The 19,614-nt window shown below is 66.1% G+C and carries 15 protein-coding genes; 13 read left to right on the plus strand and 2 right to left on the minus strand.

The genetic code is table 11. The annotated features are described in order from the left end of the window. Positions 1-21: 21 nt before the first annotated feature. Positions 22-855 carry an ABC transporter permease gene (locus ACFPME_RS10580; protein WP_377304974.1) on the minus strand — a complete coding sequence of 278 codons (834 nt, stop codon included), beginning with the start codon at positions 853-855 and terminating at the stop codon, positions 22-24. A gap of 39 nt (positions 856-894) precedes the next feature. After that, entirely contained in the window at positions 895-2,058 is a 1,164-nt protein-coding gene (locus tag ACFPME_RS10585; RefSeq protein ID WP_377304976.1) for a cystathionine gamma-synthase, read from the minus strand. Between the two features lie 265 nt (positions 2,059-2,323). On the opposite strand from ACFPME_RS10585, the gene rfbB reads away from it, so the two are divergent. The 13 genes from rfbB to iolB all read left to right on the plus strand — a co-directional run bounded on the left by rfbB (position 2,324) and on the right by iolB (position 19,605). Beyond that, entirely contained in the window at positions 2,324-3,394 is a 1,071-nt protein-coding gene (rfbB, locus tag ACFPME_RS10590) for a dTDP-glucose 4,6-dehydratase (RefSeq protein ID WP_377304978.1), read from the plus strand. 26 nt (positions 3,395-3,420) lie between these two features. Next, entirely contained in the window at positions 3,421-4,311 is an 891-nt protein-coding gene (gene rfbA / locus ACFPME_RS10595) for a glucose-1-phosphate thymidylyltransferase RfbA (protein WP_377304980.1), read from the plus strand. Continuing rightward, on the plus strand, positions 4,308-4,865 hold the full coding sequence (gene rfbC / locus ACFPME_RS10600) for a dTDP-4-dehydrorhamnose 3,5-epimerase (protein ID WP_377304982.1): 558 nt from the start codon (positions 4,308-4,310) through the stop codon (positions 4,863-4,865). The genes rfbA and rfbC overlap by 4 nt, the downstream gene beginning before the upstream one ends. Beyond that, positions 4,862-5,797: a dTDP-4-dehydrorhamnose reductase gene (gene rfbD, locus ACFPME_RS10605; RefSeq protein ID WP_377304984.1), complete on the plus strand. Its 936-nt coding sequence runs from the start codon at positions 4,862-4,864 to the stop codon at positions 5,795-5,797. Before rfbC ends, rfbD begins: the two co-directional genes overlap by 4 nt. 14 nt (positions 5,798-5,811) lie before the next feature. Continuing rightward, positions 5,812-7,224, plus strand: a complete 1,413-nt coding sequence (locus ACFPME_RS10610; protein WP_377304986.1) for a mannose-1-phosphate guanylyltransferase/mannose-6-phosphate isomerase — start codon at positions 5,812-5,814, stop codon at positions 7,222-7,224. 365 nt (positions 7,225-7,589) lie between these two features. Then, positions 7,590-10,598, plus strand: a complete 3,009-nt coding sequence (locus ACFPME_RS10615; RefSeq protein ID WP_377304988.1) for a bifunctional diguanylate cyclase/phosphodiesterase — start codon at positions 7,590-7,592, stop codon at positions 10,596-10,598. 283 nt (positions 10,599-10,881) lie between these two features. Further along, a complete protein-coding gene (locus ACFPME_RS10620) occupies positions 10,882-11,976 on the plus strand; it encodes a sugar ABC transporter substrate-binding protein (RefSeq protein WP_377304990.1) in 1,095 nt (364 codons plus the stop codon). A 58-nt stretch (positions 11,977-12,034) separates the two neighbouring features. After that, positions 12,035-13,195 (plus strand): ABC transporter permease, encoded by a 1,161-nt coding sequence (locus ACFPME_RS10625; RefSeq protein ID WP_377304992.1) that lies wholly within the window; start codon positions 12,035-12,037, stop codon positions 13,193-13,195. 10 nt (positions 13,196-13,205) lie between these two features. Further along, complete coding sequence (locus tag ACFPME_RS10630; protein ID WP_377304995.1) at positions 13,206-14,009, plus strand: ATP-binding cassette domain-containing protein; 804 nt, start codon at positions 13,206-13,208, stop codon at positions 14,007-14,009. Positions 14,010-14,050: 41 nt separating this feature from the next. Continuing rightward, positions 14,051-15,997 (plus strand): bifunctional 5-dehydro-2-deoxygluconokinase/5-dehydro-2-deoxyphosphogluconate aldolase, encoded by a 1,947-nt coding sequence (locus tag ACFPME_RS10635; RefSeq protein WP_377304997.1) that lies wholly within the window; start codon positions 14,051-14,053, stop codon positions 15,995-15,997. Beyond that, the gene (iolD, locus tag ACFPME_RS10640) at positions 15,994-17,904 is read left to right on the plus strand and encodes a 3D-(3,5/4)-trihydroxycyclohexane-1,2-dione acylhydrolase (decyclizing) (RefSeq protein WP_377304999.1); all 1,911 of its coding nucleotides are present in this window, start codon (positions 15,994-15,996) and stop codon (positions 17,902-17,904) included. The genes ACFPME_RS10635 and iolD overlap by 4 nt, the downstream gene beginning before the upstream one ends. Further along, the gene (iolE, locus tag ACFPME_RS10645) at positions 17,897-18,811 is read left to right on the plus strand and encodes a myo-inosose-2 dehydratase (RefSeq protein WP_377305001.1); all 915 of its coding nucleotides are present in this window, start codon (positions 17,897-17,899) and stop codon (positions 18,809-18,811) included. Before iolD ends, iolE begins: the two co-directional genes overlap by 8 nt. Beyond that, complete coding sequence (iolB, locus tag ACFPME_RS10650) at positions 18,808-19,605, plus strand: 5-deoxy-glucuronate isomerase (protein ID WP_377305003.1); 798 nt, start codon at positions 18,808-18,810, stop codon at positions 19,603-19,605. The genes iolE and iolB overlap by 4 nt, the downstream gene beginning before the upstream one ends. Positions 19,606-19,614: the final 9 nt, after the last annotated feature.

The raw sequence follows: 19,614 nt of genomic DNA on the forward strand, positions 1-19,614 counted from the left end.
CTTTCAACGTGGATTACGGCATCAGATGACATCGGCAAATCCCCGCCGCGTCAGTCGAAACGCCGCATATCCCAGGTACAGCACCGCCAGCGCGCACAACGTGTAGATGCCCAGCCCGCTCCAATTGGGATAGTTTCCCCACAGAGCCACTTCGCGCGCCTGGTCAATGATGAAGCTCAATGGATTCATGATCAGCAACCAACGGTATTCGGGCGGCAAGGCCGTTACCGGAAACATCGCCGTGGACAGGAACAACATCGCGGTGGCCAACACCCCAGTGATCTGGCTGATGTCTCGCAAATAGACCCCGAGCGCCGCAAGCAGCCATGACACACCCATTGTCAACAGCACCAACGGCAACATCACCAACGGTAAAAAGAGGATCGTCCACGCCATCGTATGATCAAGCGCCAAATGCAATGCCACAAACACCAAAAAGTTCATGAACGTGTGGAACAGCGCGGACATCACCATCGGCCACGGCAGGATCTCCAGAGGAAAGATCACCCGTTTGACGAAATTTGCGTTGCCGGTAATCAGATGTGGCGACCGACTGAGGCATTCAGCAAAAAAACCGTGCACGATCAAGCCGACGAACAGAATGATCGAGTAGTGGGCGTGCGCGTTATCCGTCTGTGGCCATTTCGCCTTCATTACGAAACCGAAGGCGAACGAATAAACCATCAACATCAGGAACGGACTGATCAGAGACCAAAGCAAACCGAAGCTGGCGCCTCGATAACGTCCCAGGACATCGCGCTTAGCCAACTCAAAGGTCAACGATCGATGCGTCAGCAGCGCACTGAACGGTCCCGGTGTCGAACGCTGCTTGGTTGAAATAGCCGGAAGATCCAAGTCAATAACCCCATCCATTCGTCCAGTAGAAGATCGCAATCATTCGAGCGCTGCAGCCAGCTCCGCGCGGAGATCTTCCACATCCTCCACCCCCACCGACAGCCGCACCAGCCCGTCGCTGATGCCCAGCCGCTTGCGGTTGGCTGCGGGCACTGAAGCGTGGGTCATGATGGCGGGGTGTTCGATCAGGCTTTCGACACCGCCGAGCGATTCGGCCAGTGCGAACAGTTCGCAGCGTTCGAGCATGCGACGGGCTCTTTTCAGGCCGCCCTTCACTTCGATCGTGATGATGCCGCCGAAGCCGTCCATCTGGCGCTTGGCCAGGGCATGCTGCGGATGGCTCTTGAGGCCGGGGTAGATCACGCGCTCGACCGCCGGATGCTTTTCCAGCCACTTCGCCAGTTCCAGCGCGCTCTCACAATGGGCCTTCATGCGCAGGTGCAGGGTCTTCAGGCCGCGCATGGCGAGGAAGGAATCGAACGGGCCGGCGACGGCGCCGACCGAGTTCTGCAGGAAACCCATCTGCTCGGCGAGTTCCTTGCTGCCGGCAACCACGATGCCGCCAACCATGTCGGAATGCCCATTGAGGTACTTGGTGGCCGAATGCAGCACCAGGTCCGCGCCGTATTCCAGCGGGCGCTGGATCATCGGCGAGCAGAAGGTATTGTCGACGACCAGGATCAAACCATGCTTCCTGGCGAACGCGGCGACCTTGGCCAGGTCGACCAGTTTGAGCATCGGATTGGTCGGGGTTTCGGCCCAGATCATCCGCGTATTGGGTTTCAGCGCCGCCTTGAGCGCCTTGACGTCGTTGAGGTCGACGAAGCTGAAGTCCAGCCCGGCTGAACGCCGGCGCACTTTCTCAAACAGGCGGTAGGTGCCGCCATAGAGGTCGTCCATGGCAATGACGTGGCTGCCCGAATCGAGCAGGTCCAGCACGGTCGCCGCAGCGGCCAGGCCGGAAGCGAAGGCAAAGCCGGCCACACCGCCTTCCAGGTCCGCCACGCAGCGCTCGTAGGCCATCCGCGTCGGGTTCTGGGTGCGCGAGTATTCGTAGCCCTTGTGCTTGCCCGGGCTCTCCTGCACGTAGGTCGAGGTGGCATAGATGGGCGTCATGATGGCGCCGGTGCTGGGGTCGGGGTGCTGTCCGGCGTGGATCGCCCGGGTGCCCATGCCATGGACTTGCTTTGCGGCAGCTTTCATCGGCTTCCTCACAGCCCGCAGTGGCGGGGTGCGTCTACGTTGTAAAGTCGCTCATCTTAGCCTTTACGCAGGCACTTGCCGACCGTGCAGGAACTTGGCGTTCAGATAGTCCTGCGCAAAATGCGCCGTTAAACGCCGCGGTTTTTGCCCTTGCGCCGTCGCCGGCATGGCCCTGCGCTTGGCCGCGGTGCCCGGAACGGGCATCATTTGCCGGCTGCCGGGCCAGCGCTTGCCCGACCGCCCCCGCCCCTCATGGACGTATTTGATGAATCACTCCCCCGCAGGCGTCAAAACCCTTCTGGTCACCGGTGGCGCCGGCTTCATCGGCGCCAATTTCGTCCTGCAGGCGGTGGCCGACGGGCTGCGTGTGGTGAACCTGGACAAACTGACCTACGCCGGCAACCCCGACACGCTGGCCTCGCTGGCCGGCCATGAACGCCATGTGTTCGTGCACGGCGACATCGGCGACCGCACGCTGGTGGCCCGGTTGCTGGCCGAGCATCGCCCCGATGCCGTGGTCAACTTCGCCGCCGAATCGCATGTGGACCGCTCCATCGACGGTCCGGCCGAGTTCGTGCAGACCAACGTGGTTGGCACGCTGGGCCTGCTGGAGAGTTCGCGCGACTACTGGCGCGGGCTCGCAGGCGATGCCCGCGACGGCTTCCGCTTTCTGCACGTGTCGACCGACGAGGTCTACGGTTCGCTCGGTGCAGAAGGCAAGTTCACCGAAACCACGCCGTATGCACCGAACTCGCCGTACTCCGCGTCGAAGGCGGCATCCGATCACCTGGTGCGCGCGTTCCACCACACCTACGGCATGCCGACACTGACCACCAACTGCTCGAACAATTACGGGCCGTACCAGTTCCCGGAGAAGCTCATCCCGCTGGTGATCCAGAAGGCGCTGGCCGGCGAAGCGCTGCCGGTCTACGGAGATGGGCTGAACATCCGCGACTGGCTCTTCGTGGGCGATCACTGCAGCGCGATCCGCCGCGTGCTGGAGGCCGGTCGGGTGGGCGAAACCTACAACGTCGGCGGCAATGCCGAGCGCGAGAACATCGCCGTGGTGAAGACCATTTGCGCCCTGCTGGACGCGCGCCGGCCGCTGGCCGACGGCCGCACGCGCGAGTCGTTGATCACCTACGTCAAGGATCGCCCCGGCCACGACCGCCGCTATGCAATCGACTCCAGCAAGCTGCAGACCGAGCTGGGCTGGCAGCCGTCGCAGACCTTCGAAACCGGCATCGCGCAGACAGTGGACTGGTATCTGGCGCAGCAACCGTGGGTGCAGCGTGTGCTCGACGGCAGCTACCGCATGGAGCGCCTCGGCTCATGAAAGCCGAGAACAGAAAGGACGGGTTCATGAGCAACACACAGAAAGGCATCATCCTCGCCGGCGGTTCCGGCACCCGGCTGCACCCGATCACCCGCGCGATCAGCAAGCAGTTGCTGCCGGTGTACGACAAGCCGATGATCTACTACCCGCTGGCCACGCTGATGCTGGCCGGCATCCGTGAGGTGCTGGTGATCAACACGCCGCACGAACAGGAAATGTTCCAGCGCCTGCTCGGCGACGGCTCGCAATGGGGCATCGATATCCGCTACGCGGTGCAGCCCTCGCCGGACGGGCTGGCGCAGGCATTCACCATCGGCCGCGACTTCATCGACGGGAAGCCCAGCTGCCTGGTGCTGGGCGACAACATCTTCTACGGCCACGGCTTCACCGAGCGCCTCAAGCGCGCCGCCGCGCGTGAGCGTGGCGCCACGGTGTTCGGCTACTGGGTCAAGGACCCGGAGCGGTACGGCGTTGCCGAGTTCGACGCCGCCGGCAAGGTGATCGGGCTGGAGGAAAAGCCGGCCCAACCGAAGTCGCACTACGCCGTCACCGGCCTGTACTTCTACGACGCCCAGGTGTGCGACTACGCCGCCTCGCTGAAGCCCTCGCCGCGCGGCGAACTGGAGATCACCGACCTCAACCGCTGCTACCTCGACGACAGCTCGCTGCACCTGGAGCAGCTCGGCCGCGGCTTCGCCTGGCTCGATACCGGCACCCACGAATCGCTGATGGAAGCAGGCAACTACATCGAGACGATCGAGAACCGGCAGGGCCTCAAGGTGTGCTGCCCGGAGGAGATCGCCTACGTCAATGGCTGGATCGACACCGAACAATTGCTGGCGCTGGCCGCACCGCTGGCCAAGACCGGCTACGGCCAGTACCTGCAGCAGCTGACCCGGCAAGGCCCCGTGCGATGAAAGTGGTCGAAACCGCCCTGCCTGGCGCCCTGATCCTGGAGCCACAGGTGTTCGGCGATGCCCGCGGCTTCTTCTACGAAAGCTACAACGAGGCGAAGTACCGCGAGGCTGGCGTCGACCATCGCTTCATCCAATCCAACGTCTCGCGCTCGGCGCGCGGCGTGTTGCGCGGCCTGCATTACCAGTGGCCGAATCCGCAGGGCAAGCTGGTCAGCGTGCTCGAAGGCGAGGTCTACGACGTGGCGGTGGACATCCGCCGCGGCTCACCCACGTTCGGGCAGTCGGTCGGCGTTATGCTGACCGCCGACAACCATCGCCACTTCTGGGTGCCGGAAGGTTTCGCGCACGGCTTCTGCGTGCTGTCGGAGTTCGCCACCTTCACCTACCAGTGCACCGCGCTGTACGACCCGAAGGCGGACGCCGGCATCCGCTGGAACGACGCCACGCTCGGCATCGACTGGCCGCTGAGCGAACCGCTGTTGTCGGACAAGGACGGCAGGACGCCGCTGCTCGAGGACGTTCCGCCCGAGCGGCTGCCGGTCTACGAACCATGAAGACCCTGTTGCTCGGCGCCAACGGCCAGCTCGGCCGCACGTTTCTTGACCATGGTGGCCTGGCCGCCCGCGGCGAGCTGACCGTCGCCAGCCGGGACGGTGCACTGACGCACGGTGGCCATGGCGAGATCGCCGACCTGTCGATCCCCGAGTCGCTGCCCGCCCTGCTCGACCGCGTGCGGCCGGACGTGATCGTCAATGCCGCCGCATACACCGCGGTCGACCGCGCCGAGCAGGAAGAAGCGCTGGCCACCCGCGTCAACGGCGAGGCGGTCGGCGTGCTTGCCCGCTGGGCGGCGGCGCATGGCGCACTGCTGATCCACTACTCCACCGACTACGTGTTCGACGGCAGTCAGTCGCAGCCGTATGCGGTCGACGCGCCCACCGCCCCGCTCGGCGCCTACGGCCGCAGCAAGCTGGCCGGCGAGCAGGCGCTGCAGGGCAGCGGCGCCGATCACCTGACGTTGCGCACCGCGTGGGTTTACGCCGCGCACGGCCACAACTTCCTGCGCACCATGCTGCGCCTGGGCGCCGAGCGCGACGAGCTGCGCGTGGTGGCCGACCAGCACGGCGCGCCCACCGACACCGGGCTGATCGTGGAGGGCACCCTCGCCGCCCTCGACCGCTGGCTGCAGTCCGACAGTTCGCAGCGTCGCGCACTGGCCGGCACGCATCACCTGGTCGCCAGCGGCGCCACCAGCTGGCACGGCTTCGCCAGCGCGATCTTCGAACAGGCCGCGGCGCTGGGTATGCTTGCCCGGGCGCCGCGGGTGATTCCGATCAGCAGTGCCGAATTCCCCACACCGGCGGTGCGCCCTGCCTGGTCGTTGCTGGACAATGGCGGTTTCCGGCAGCTTTTCGATTTCCCGCTGCCCGACTGGCAGCACGGCCTGCGCAACGTGATGCGCCGGCTTGCCGCGTCCGGGCATTGAACAAGGACTCAGTCATGTTGATCCCCCTCATCCTCAGCGGCGGCAGCGGTACCCGGCTGTGGCCGGTTTCGCGCAAGAACCTGCCCAAACAGTTCCTCGCGCTGGCCGGCAAGGGCACGCTGTTCCAGCAGACCATCGCGCGCACCCGGCAGCTGCCGCACGTCGCCGCGCCGATCGTGGTGGCCAGCGAGGACCACCGTTTCCTCGCCGCCGACCAGTTGCTGGAAGCGGGCATCGAAGACGCCACCATCGTGCTGGAGCCGCTGGCGCGCAACACCGCGCCGGCGATCGCGCTGGGTGCGTTGCAGGCGTTGCAGTGCGATGCCGACGCCGTGCTGCTGGTACTGCCGGCCGATCACCTGATCGGCGACACCGCTGCCTTCGTCGAGGCGGTGCGGCAGGCGCTGCCGCTGGCCGCGCAAGGTTGGCTGGTGACGTTCGGCATCCGCCCGGATCGCCCGGAGACCGGCTTCGGCTACATCCGCCGCGCCGAGGCGATCGACGATCACGGCTTTCGCGTGGAGCAGTTCGTCGAGAAACCGGACCTGGCCACCGCCGGGTCGTACCTCGCCGACGGCGGCTACGACTGGAACTCCGGCATGTTCCTGTTCAAGGCTTCGCGCTACCTGGAGGAACTGGCCGCGCACGCGCCGGCGATGCTCGCCGCCGTGCGCGAGGCGCACGCGAAAGCCTCGACCGATCTCGACTTCGTGCGCATCGACCATGACGCGTTCGCACTGGTGCCGGACAAGTCGATCGACTACGCGGTGATGGAGAAGACCCAGCGCGCCGCGGTGATCCCGGTCAGCTGCGCATGGAGCGACATCGGCTCGTGGTCGGCGCTGTGGCTGACCGGCGACAAGGACGCCGACGGCAACCTGCGCGAAGGCGACACCATGCCGGTGGACACGCGCAACTCGCTGCTGCGCTCGCACGAGCGCCATCTGCTTGCCACCGTCGGTGTCGACGACCTGATCGTGGTGACCACGCCGGACGCCACCCTGGTGGCGCACCGCGATGCCGCGCAGGACGTGAAGAAGATCGTCGAGCAGCTGAAGGCCGCCGGCCGCAGCGAGCATTCGCTGCACCGCGTGGTGTACCGGCCGTGGGGCAGTTACGACTCGCTGGAGGAAGGCGAACGGTTCCAGGTCAAGCGCATCGTGGTCAAGCCCGGCGCCAGCCTGAGCCTGCAGAAGCACCACCACCGCGCCGAACACTGGATCGTGGTCTCGGGCACCGCCGAGGTCACCTGCGACGACAAGGTGTTCCTGCTCGGCGAAAACCAGAGCACCTATATCCCGCTGGGCAGCAAGCATCGCCTGCGCAATCCCGGCAAGGTGGCGCTGGAGTTGATCGAGGTGCAGTCCGGCAGTTACCTGGGCGAGGACGACATCGTGCGCTTCGACGACGTCTACGGCCGCGCCTGAAGTCGGCAGTTCGCCGGGCGCCGACGTGGAAGCGGGCGTTGGCCACCGCGCCCGTCGCCCGCATCACTTGGCCCTGCGTGCATGTCGCCGCAGCGGCCTTTCCCGCCGGCCATGGCGGGCGGAGCATGCGCCGTTGAAGCGCGGCCCTGAGCCATCACGTTTCGCTTGATGGTCATCGATGGGTTTCACGCGCGCCCGCCAACGTGACCTGTAAAACCCAGGCTTGCGGGGCCTACGGATAAGCGGCAACCTGCCGATATGCTGTTCATGCGTAGCAGGAATCCGCCTCGTATCCGCCTCACGGCCTGCGAAGTTGATCGAGGCCCCGTCCCGGCGCCTCTGGCCCGAGCAGGGGCCATGCTGCCGTGATCCAGACTCATTTCAATGGCGCTCAGCCCCGCGCGGACAACCCGGCCCTGTCATGGCTCGGCGGCTTGATCGACGCCACCACGCCCGACGAGGTCGGCGGGATCATCGTGGAACTGGCCGAGGCCCAGGCCGGCTGCCGCAAGGCGGCCGTGCTGTGGGTGGCCTCTGACGGCGCTTGTCTGAACAGCGTCCCGCCGACCGCGCCCGACGCCGATCGGCAGGCGCAGGCGCTGGCTGCCCTCGCGGCCGCCGGGAGTCAGCAGCAGTCGCCTGCCGATGGAAACCATCTGGCCTTCTGCCTGTTGCGTCCGGAACGGGTGGTGCTGCTGGTGACGCTGGGTGCGGGCGTGTGCGCCCACGATTGGCTGGCGGCCGTCGAGCCGGGTTTGCGGCTGGCCGCGCGCCATCTGCATCACGCCATGAAGCTGGCCGACTTGTACGACTCGCACAACCAGCTGGAGCACTCCGAGAACCTGCAGAGCGCATTGTTCGCGATTTCCGACCTGGCCAGTTCCGAACTGGACATGCCGGACATGCTGCAGAGCATCCACCGGATCGTCAGCACGCTGATGTACGGCGAGAACTTCTTTATCGTGAAACATGACGCCGACCGTCGCACGATGCGTTTTCTGTACTACTCCGACATCAAGGACGACGACGTCCCCGACACCACCCGGGACTTTCCGCTGGAGGATCGGCGCGACACGCTGACCTGGCATTTGCTCACGGGCGGCAAGCCGTTGATGGGCAACAACGAACAGCTGCTGGCCCAGGTGAGCGGGCCGTTGACCTGGGAGGGGCCGAACAGCGACGACTGGCTCGGCGTGCCGATATTGCGCGAAGGCCAGGTGCACGGCGCGCTGGTGGTGCAAAGCTACGACAAGGGCATCGTCTACTCGCACGACGACCAGGCGCTGCTGGAGTTCGTCGGCAGCCACATCCTGACGGCGCTGGAACGCAAGCAGAGCAAGGAGCGCCTGGAGGAAAGCGTGCGCAAACGCACCCAGGAGCTGGCGCAGGTCAATCGCGATCTGCAGCACAATATCGTCGAACTGCAGCGCGCCGAGCGATTGCAGGGCGCATTGTTCCAGCTGGCCCAGCTGGCCACCGCCGACATCGACGAGAGCGAGTTCTACAAGCGCGTGCACGCGGTGGTCGGCGCGCTGCTGAACGCGGAAAACTTTTTCATCGCGCTGCTCGCGCCGGACCACGAAACACTGGAGTTTCCCTACTTTGTCGACGGTACCGAACGCCACAGGGACCGGCGCACGCTCGGTCGGGGCCTGACCGAGTACGTGTTGCGCCGAGGCCAGCCGTTGCGGGCCGGCCTCGCCGACATCGTGGAACTGGAGCGGCAGGGGCAGGTTTCCCTGAAAGGCATGGGCAGCCCCGCGCTGTGCTGGCTCGGCGTGCCGCTGATGGTGGGCGACGAGGTGATCGGACTGGTGGCGGTGCAGAGTTACACCGAAGCGGTGGTCTACAGCGTGGCCGACGAGGAACTGCTGAGCTTCGCCGCGTTGCAGATCGCCAACAGCATTCATCGGCGCCGGGCCGCCACGTCGTTGCACCAGGCCAACCTGCAGCTTGAGCATCGCGTGGAGGAACGCACGCTGGAGCTACGCCAGCAGATCGCTCAACGTGAGCAGATCCAGCGCCAGCTCAAGCATCAGGTCATGCACGATTCGCTGACCGGCCTGCCTAACCGCGGCTTTCTGCGCGACCGCATCGAACGCGTCCTCGCACTGATCCAGCGCCATCCGCATCGACGTTGCGCGCTGCTGTATCTGGACGTGGATCGCTTCAAGGTGATCAACGACAGCCTCGGACACCTCGCCGGCGACGCCTTCCTGAAAGCCATCGCCAACCGCCTCCAGCGCTGCGTGCGCGAACCGGACATGGTGGCGCGGCTGGCTGGCGACGAGTTCGCCATCCTGCTGGAAGATATCGATGTGCCGGATGCCGCCATCACGGTGGCCCAGCGCGTGCTGGCCACCCTCGGCCTGCCGCTGAAGATCGCCGGCAAGGAGCTGGAGCCATCCGTCAGCGTGGGCATCGCCGGTGGCGACGCCCACTATGTGGATGCCGACGAACTGCTGCGCGATGCAGACATTGCGCTGTACCGGGCGAAGGAACTGGGGCGCAAGCGCTTCGTGGTGTTCGACGAAACGCTGGCCAAGGGCATGGTCGACGTGCTCGCCATGGAGGGAGAGTTGCGCCAGGCGCTGCATCACGATCAGTTCCAACCGTATTTTCAGCCGATCTGCCGCCTCTGCGATGCCAAGGTCGTGGGTTACGAGGCGTTGATGCGCTGGAACCATCCGCAACTCGGCCTGCTCAAACCGGGCGACTTCCTCAAGGTCGCCGAGGACAGCGGCCTGATCGAAGCCATCGACTGGCGCATGTTCGAGCTCAGCTGCGGACTGCTGTCACGGTACGGCGCGAAGGATGCCTTCATGACGTTCAACGTGTCGGCACTGCATCTGCGCCATCCGGATTTCGATGCTCGCCTGATCCGCATGGTCGAAGCGATCGGCCTGGCGCCATCACGGTTGATCGCCGAAGTCACCGAGGGTGCGCTGCTGGACAATCCTGAAATCGTGCGTGCGACGCTGGAGCGATTGCGCGAGGTCGGCATCGGTGCAGCGCTCGACGATTTCGGCACCGGCTATTCGTCACTCAGCTATCTGCACTCGCTGCCGCTGCGCATGCTGAAGATCGACAAGGCGTTCGTGCAGGAGCTCGACAAGACCGGCAATACCAACAGCACGACGGTCGTGGCCGCCATTCTCGCCCTCGCTCACGCCTTGAACATCCAGGTGATCGCCGAGGGCATCGAGACCCGGGCCCAACGCGACGCGCTGATGGCGATGGGCTGCGAGATGGGCCAGGGGTATTTGCTGGGCTATCCGGAGCCCGTCGACTGCTGGCTGGACTCGCGCTCCAACACGGCATCAGGAGATGTGCCGAAAGCTTGTGGCCCAAGCACTGATTCCGACATGCCATAAGCCATGTGGCATGGATGAATGGAGGCACCGTGTCGTTGTGGCCATCGACCGCAACCCCCGCAATCAGTCCGGTTCACCGGGCGACAGGGAGCGTAGCTGGCAAACCAATGCCGCGAAGCGCGCTGGGCCTGGTGCCGGTCGCATGTCAGCCCCGACCCGGCAGCCGCGGGGCGCTCTTCCAGGGCGAGCCCGCCCTCAAATGGAAGTAAGTTTCCAAAAATGTCATTGGTGCAATGCAAGTTGCATTTTGCATAAATGTTCCTATCCTCACTCAGTCCGCGTAATGTTCCGGCGTCGCGCATTCGTGAACTGCCGGACTGACCGGAACCGACACTCTGGAGGCCGCATGCGTTCTCGATGGATATCGGCATTTGTCCTGACGCTTGTCGGCATCACGGCAGGGTTTGCGGCAGACGATCCACCCACGAACGGGCACGTCGTGCTGATCAGTCATGCCGCCGACTCGGACGTCTGGTGGAATACGGTCAAGAACGCGATCCGGCAGGCCGGCGACGACTATGGTGTCAAAGTGGATTACCGCAACCCGCCCGACGGCGATCTGGCCGGCATGGCGCGGCTTCTCGAACTGGCGGCCGCGCGCAACTACGATGGCGTGGCCTTCGACATCGCCGACTACGACGTGCTGTCCAAGCCGGCCGCCCGCATCACTGCCAAGGGCATCCCGATCGTCACGATCAACTCGGGCACGCCGCAGGAGAGCGCGAAACTGGGCGCAATAATGCACATCGGGCAGCCGGAGTACGCGGCGGGCAAGGCGGCCGGCGAACGCGCCCGGGCGGCCGGCATCACGTCGTTCGTCTGCGTCAACCACTACGCCACCAATGCGGCTTCGTTCCAGCGCTGCAAGGGTTTCGCCGATGCCCTCGGTGTCGACGTGCGCCAATCGATGATTGATTCCGGCGTGGATCCCATCGTGGTGCAGAGCAAGACAAGCGCCTACCTGCGCATCCATTCCGGCACCCAGGCCATGTTGGCGCTCGGCCCCAGTTCGGCGGAGCCCGCGCTGCAGGCGCTGCGCAAGATGGGCCTTGCCGGCAAGATCTACTTCTGCACTTTCGACCTGTCGCCCACCATCATCGCGGGCATCAGGAGCGGCGATATCGCCTTCGCAATCGACCAGCAGCCCTATCTGCAGGGCTACATGGCGATCGCCGCGCTCGCCATCGTGCACCAGGACCACACGCGCGACCCGGCCGCGATCCTTGCCAGGCTGAAGGCCAACCCGAAATTCCAGGAGCGTTTGAAAGCGTACAGGTTGAAGCCCGTCTATGGCGCGGACGGAGTCAGCACCGGCCCGGCCTACGTCACCAGGGACAACGTGGACCTGGTCGCGAAATACGCCGGCCAATACCGTTGAACGATCGGAAACGGTGCCGTCGGGACACCGAGCCCGGCGCAGTGATATCGGAGACTGCATGAGCACGACGACTTCGCAAGCCGCCGTCACCCCCACGCCGAACCAGCGTAGCGCCGGGGCCGACGAACGCGTCCGGCGTGTCTCGCCGTGGCGCGGCCTGTTCAACCGCCCCGAGTTCGGCTCGATTGCCGGCGCGGTGCTGGTGTTCGTGCTGTTCGGCATCTTTGCCGGCGACTCGGGCATGTTCAACCTCGACGGCGTGATGACCTGGGCCCAGGTCGCCGCCTATCTCGGCATCCTTGCCGTCGGCGCCTGCGTGCTGATGATCGCGGGCGAATTCGACCTTTCGATCGGTTCGATGATCGGCTTCGCCGGCATGATGGTGGCGGTGCCGGCGACGTTCCTGGGCTGGCCCGTCTGGGCGTCGGTACTGTTCGCATTCGCCGGCTGCATGGCATTGGGATGGCTGAACGGCTACCTGGTGGTGCGCACCCGACTGCCCAGCTTCATCGTGACCCTGGCCTTCATGTTCATCCTGCGCGGCCTGACCCTGGTGTTGTCCACCTATTTTTCCAACAGCACCATCGTCAGCGGCATCGGCGACAAGCTGGGCACCGATCCCATCGTGCGCACGCTGTTTCAGGGCAGCACGTTCCAACCACTGTTCGGGTGGCTCGCCCATGCCGGCCTGATCGACAAGCTGCCGACCGGGGAGCCGGTGGTCGGCGGGATGCCCAAGGTACTGCTCTGGTGGCTGGCCTTGGCCGGCTGCGCGGGCTTCGTGCTGTCGCGCACGCGCTTCGGCAACTGGGTGTTCATCGTCGGCGGCGACAACAACACGGCCAAGAATGCGGGCATCCCGGTGAACCGGGTGAAGATCAGCCTGTTCGTGCTCACGGCGTTCTGCGCCTGCCTGTTCGGCGTGCTGCAGGTAGCCGAAGTCGGCTCCGCAGCGGCCGATCGCGGCCTGCAAAAGGAGTTCGAAGCCATCATTGCGGCGGTGATCGGCGGTACCTTGCTCACCGGTGGCTACGGTTCCGTGCTGGGAGCCTGCTTCGGCGCCTTGATCTTCGGCGTGGTGCAGGTCGGCATCTCCTATACCGCCATCAACTCGGACTGGTACCGCGTGTTCCTCGGCGGCATGCTGCTGCTGGCGGTGCTGTTCAACCACTACATCCGTACGCATGCAGGCCGTTCGCATGCAGCCGCGGACAAGTGAGGACGTCGCCATGACCAGCGCGGACAACCACGATTACGTCCTGCAGCTCGAAAGCATCAGCAAATTCTTCGGCACGGTGATTTCGCTGAAGGATGTCACCTTGCGCCTGCGCCGGGGTGAAGTGCACTGCCTGCTAGGCGATAACGGCGCCGGGAAGTCCACCCTGATCAAGACGCTGGCCGGCGTGCACCGCCCGGATCGCGGCCGCTATCTGATCGAGGGCCGGGAGGTGAACTTCAAGTCGCCGCGCGAGGCGCTGGACCGGGGCATCGCCACCGTCTATCAGGACCTCGCACTGGTGCCGCTGATGAGTGTGGCGCGCAACTTCTTTGCCGGGCGCGAGCCGACGCGCAAGCTGTTCGGCGTGATCCCGGTGATGGACATGACGTATGCGGCGGACGTCTCGGTCCGCAAGCTCGCCGAGATGGGCATCCACGTGCGTTCGCCCAACCAGCCGGTCGGCACCATGTCCGGCGGCGAGCGGCAGTGCCTGGCGATTGCGCGCGCGATCCACTTCGGCGCCAGCGTGCTGATCCTCGACGAGCCGACCGCGGCGCTCGGGGTCACGCAGAGCTGCAACGTGCTCAAGCTGATCCATACCGCACGCGAGCGCGGCATCTCGGTGATCTTCATCACCCACAACGTGCATCACGCCTACCCGATCGGCGACAGCTTCACCGTGCTGAACCGCGGCCGCTCCATGGGCACGTTCTCCAAAAGCGGGATCAGCGAAGGAGAGGTACTCGAAATGATGTCCGGCAGCGCGGAGATCCAGGGCCTGATCGACGAACTGGAAGGCCGTGCCACAGCCTGAACCCCGCCCACGCGCCCATTCCCCTGCACAAGTGGCCAGCGATGAACGAACGCAACTACGACCTGATCTGCCTGGGCCGCCTCGCGGTGGACCTCTACGCCCAGCAGCCGGGCGCGCGGCTGGAGGATGCCACCAGCTTCGCGAAATACCTGGGCGGATCCTCCGCGAACGTCGCCTTCGGCACGGCGCGGCTCGGCCTGCGCACGGCGATGCTGAGCCGGGTCGGCGACGACCACATGGGGCGCTTCCTGCGCGAAACGCTGCTCCACGAAGGTTGCGATGTCAGCCAGGTGGGCACCGACAGCCAGCGCCTGACGGCACTGGTGTTGCTCGGCATCAAGGATCGGGAAACCTTTCCACTGATCTTCTATCGCGAAAACTGCGCGGACATGGCGCTCGACGAGGATGACGTCGACGAGGCATTCATCGCCTCCAGCCGCGCACTCGCGATCACCGGCACGCACTTTTCCACGCCTGGCGTACATGCCGCCAGCGTCAAGGCGCTGGGCTTCGCGCGCCGACATGGCGTGCGCACCGTGTTGGATATCGACTACCGTCCGGCGCTGTGGGGCCTGACCGGCCGCGGCGATGGCGAGACGCGCTTCATCGCCGATGCCGGCGTCACCGCGCATCTGCAGACGATCCTGCCCCGGTTCGACCTGATCGTCGGCACCGAGGAGGAATTCCAGATCGCCGGCGGCAGCCCCGACCTTATGGCTGCCCTGCGCACGGTCCGCGCGGTCACCGCGGGCACCCTGGTCGTGAAGCGCGGCGCGTTCGGCTGCAGCGTGATCGAGGACGCCGTGCCGGCCCACCTCGGGCAGGCACCGACCTACGGCGGCACGCGCGTGGAGGTGCTCAACGTGCTGGGCGCCGGCGATGCCTTCATGGCCGGCTTCCTGTACGGCTGGCTGCGCGGCGAGGGCATCGAGCGCAGTTGCCGATATGCCAACGCCTGCGGCGCCCTGGTGGTATCGCGGCACGGTTGCGCGCCGGCCATGCCGAGCCGCGCGGAGCTGGACTATTTTCTTGCCCACGACGAGCATCTGCAGCGGCCCGACGATGACAAGGAGCTGGCGCACCTGCATCGCGTGAGCGTGCCGCGCCGGGTCTGGAACGACCTGCACATTTTCGCCTTCGATCATCGCAGCCAGCTTTATGAGCTGGCCCGCGAATGCGGGGCGGATGAGTCGCGCCTGCCCCGGTTCAAGCAGTTGCTGGTCGACGCCGTAGCCCGCACGGAGCAGGAACTCGGCCTGCAACAGCGGGTGGGCGTGCTGATCGACCAACGCTACGGCCAGGATGCCTTGAACGCGGCCACCGGCCGCGGCTGGTGGATCGGCCGTCCGGTGGAAATGCCCGGCTCCAACCCGCTCGAGTTCGAATACGGCCGCTCGCTTGGCAGCCAGCTGCAGCACTGGCCGGCCGAGCACGTCGTCAAATGCCTGGTGCCGTTCGACCCCGACGGCACCCCGGAAACGCGGCTGGAACAGGAAACCCAGCTGCGCGCGTTGTACGACGCCGTGCTGCAGAGCGGCCACGAGCTGCTGCTGGAAGTGATTCCGCCAATCAACCCGCACGCTAACGGCACACCGGGTGGACGCATGCTGCGCGCCATGAAGCGCATCTACAACCTGGGGCTCCGTCCCGAATGGTGGAAGCTGGCGCCCCTGCCCGCGCCGGACTGGGCCGCGATCGATGCACTCATCGCCGAGCGCGATCCGTATTGCCGTGGCGTCGTGCTGCTCGGCCTCAATGCGCCGTTCGCCGAACTGGCCGAAGGCTTCCATGCCGCCGCGCGCAGCGCGAGTTGCCGCGGCTTCGCGGTCGGCCGGAGCCTGTTCCTGGAACCGGCACGTGCGTGGCTGCGTGGCGAGGTCGACGACGCCACGCTGGTGACGCAGGCGGCGCAGCAGTTCGCCGAACTCGCGGGACTCTGGCGACAGGCGCGCGAGGCACACGCGCGAGGCGATGGAGTCACGGCATGAGCGCCACCATACGATTGACCATGGCCCAGGCACTGGTGCGCTATCTCGTCGCGCAGCAAGTACGCGACGAAGAGAGCGGAGACCTGCTGCCTTTGTTTGCCGGTGTGTTCGCGATCTTCGGCCATGGCAACGTGGCCGGGCTCGGAGAAGCGCTGTACCGGCAGCGCGACCGGCTGCCGACGTATCGCGCGCACAACGAGCAGGCGATGGCCCATACCGCCATCGCCTACGCCAAGGCGCACATGCGGCGACGCATGATGGCGGTGACCACCTCGATCGGTCCCGGCGCCACCAACCTGCTCACCGCCGCCGCCCTGGCGCACGTCAACCGCTTGCCGGTGCTGCTGCTGCCGGGCGACACCTTCGTTTCGCGCGCGCCGGATCCGGTGCTGCAGCAGCTGGAGGATTTCGGCGACGGCACCGTGAGCGTCAACGACTGCTTCCGCACCGTGTCGCGCTACTTCGATCGCATCGTGCGCCCGGAACAGCTGCTCAGCGCCCTGCCTCGCGCCATGCATGTGTTGACCGATGCCGCGCTGTGCGGCCCAGTCACGCTGGCGCTGCCGCAGGACGTGCAGGCCGAAGCCTGGGACTGGCCCGCGAGCTTCTTCGCCGAACGTGTGCACGCATTCCGCAGCGTGCCGCCGGCTGGCGACGACGTGGCCGCGGCCGCACAAGCCTTGCGCGACGCCAGACGTCCGGTGCTGCTCGCCGGCGGCGGCGCGTTGTACGCCGGTGCCGGCACAGCGGTGCGCGAATTTGCCGAAGCGCACGGCGTACCGGTCGCCGAGACCCAGGCCGGCAAGGGCTTGCTGGCATGGCATCACCCGCTGCAACTGGGACCGGCTGGTGTCTGTGGCGCCAGTGCGGCCAATGATCTGCTGGCCGAGGCCGACCTCGTGCTGGCGATCGGCACGCGCCTGCAGGATTTCACCACCGGCTCCAGGGCGCTGTACCGCGCGGCGCGCATCGTCACCCTCAACGTCAACGGCTACGACGCGCTGAAAGGCGGCGACGTGCAGATCCTTGCCGATGCGCGGCTGGGCGTGGGCGCCCTGTCCGCCGCGCTCGGTCCGTGGTGTGCCGACGGCGCATGGCGCGAGCGCGCCGAGCGCGCCGCGGCCGCGTGGCGCGCCATCGTGGACGGCATCACCAGCCGGCGCGAACTCCCGGCCGGCACGTTGCCCTACGACGGCGAGATCATCGGTGCGGTGCAGCGTTCGCATGGCGACTCCGCGCGCACGGACATCGTGGTCGGCGCCGCGGGCACGCTGCCGGCCGAGCTGGAAAAACTGTGGCGTACCGAAACGCCAGGCGGCTACCACATGGAGTACGGCTACTCCTGCATGGGCTACGAGATCGCCGGCGGCCTTGGCGTAAAGATGGCCAAACCGGATCGCGAGGTGATCGTGATGCTCGGCGACGGCAGCTACCTGATGCTCAACGCCGAAATCGCCACGTCGGTGATGCTTGGCCACAAGCTGATCGTGGTGGTGCTGGACAACCGCGGCTATGGCTGCATCGATCGCCTGCAACAGGCGTGCGGCGGCGCGCCGTTCAACAACATGCTGGATGACTGCCGGCTGGACGATTGCCTGCACGGACCGGATGGCGCGCCGCGCATCGACTTCGCGGCGCACGCACGCGCCATGGGCGCCGAAGCCGAGCACGTGCGCAACATCGCCGAGCTGGAACAGGCGTTGCGCCGTGCCCGCGCCGCTACTCGCACCTATCTGATTGCCATCGACACCGACCATCGCCGCACTACCACCGAGGGCGGCTGCTGGTGGGACGTGGCCGTGCCCGAAGTGTCCGAGCGAGCGGACGTGCGCGCGGCACGTCGCCAGTACGAGGTAGCCAAGCAGCAACGACAGCCTGACGTACCGGCAGAGAAGACCCATGGCTAAGCATTTCGACGTAAAGATCGGCATCAACCCGATCAGCTGGAGCAACGACGACCTCCCTGCGCTCGGCGGCGAGACACCGCTGTCGACCGCGCTGACCGAAGGCCGTGCCATCGGCTACCAGGGCTTCGAGCTGGGCAACAAGTTTCCGCGCGAACCGGCAGCCCTGCGCGAGCTGATGGCCGGCTATGGCCTGGAGGTAGTGTCCGGCTGGTACTCGGGCCGGCTCGCGCGGCATTCGGTGGCGGAGGAAATCGCCGCAGTCGGCCCGCACCTGCGCCTGCTCGCCGAAAACGGCTGCCGAGTGATGGTGTACGGCGAAGTGGCCGATTCCATCCAGGGCGAGCCGTCGGTAGCGCTGTACAAGCGCCCGCGCTTCCGCGACGACGATGCCTTCCGGCGCTACGGCGAGCGGCTCACCGCATTCGGTCGTTACCTGCTGAAGCACGGCGTACGGCTGGCGTATCACCACCACATGGGTGCCTACGTGGAAGCACCCGACGACATCGACCATGTCATGGCGTACACCGGCGAGGAAGTCGGGCTGTTGTTCGACAGTGGTCACGCCTGCTTCGGCGGCGGCGACCCGCTGGACATCCTCGGCAAGCACGTCCGTCGCGTCTGCCATGTACATTGCAAGGATGTGCGCCCGGCCATGATCCGCCACGCGTTCAATCGGCAATGGAGCTTCCTCGACGCCGTGTTGAACGGCGTGTTCACCGTCCCCGGCGATGGCGCCATCGACTTCGCCGCGATCATCGATATTCTGCGCACGCATGATTACCAGGGCTGGCTGGTGGTCGAGGCGGAACAGGACCCGGCTGTCGCGCCCAGCTACGCCTATGCCGGCAAGGGCTATCGCACCCTGCGCGCACTGCTCGACGGTTCGCCGTCGCGGGAGGCCGCATGAGCTTGCTGGCGAAGGGACGGCCGCAGGGCCGCGAGATCGTCAAGGTCACGCCGGCGTCGGCGGGCTGGAAACACGTGGGCTTCGAGGCGTTCCGTCTCGCGCCGGGCGAAAGCCTGCGGCTGCTCCTGCCCGCCGGTCGCGAAGGCTGTCTGGTGGTATTGAGCGGCAGCGCCGACGTTCTTGCCGACGCGCAACGCTTCGAGCATTTGGGGGGCCGCCGGAGCGTGTTTGACGAATGTTCGCCCGATGCCGTCTACGCACCGCCCGGCACGCAGTTCGAGATCACGGCGCACGACGCCGTGGAGCTGGCGCTGGCCACCGCGCCGGCCGGCGGCCGCTGGCCGGTCCGCCTGATTCCCGCGGCCGGCATGCAACGCTCGACCCGCGGCCAGGGCAGCAATACGCGCTACGTCTGCGACATCCTCCCGCAAACCGAGCCGGCCGAATCGTTGCTGGTGGTGGAGGTGGTCACGCCGGCGGCGCACTCCTCCAGCTACCCGCCGCACAAGCACGACACCGACAACCTGCCCTCCGAAAGCGCACTGGAGGAAACCTACTACCACCGCATCGACCCGCCGCAGGGCTTCGCCTTCCAGCGCGTGTACACCGACGCGCGCGACCTGGACGAATCGATGGCGGTCGGCGATCACGACGTGGTGATGGTGCCGCGCGGCTACCACCCGGTGGTGATGCCGCACGGCTATCGCGGCTACTACCTCAACGTAATGGCCGGTCCCCGCCGCGAATGGCACTTCAAGAACGACCCGGCGCACGACTGGTTGATGTCGCGCTGAACGACCGCA

Source organism: Rhodanobacter umsongensis (assembly GCF_042654965.1).
Taxonomy (GTDB): Bacteria; Pseudomonadota; Gammaproteobacteria; order Xanthomonadales; family Rhodanobacteraceae; genus Rhodanobacter; species Rhodanobacter umsongensis.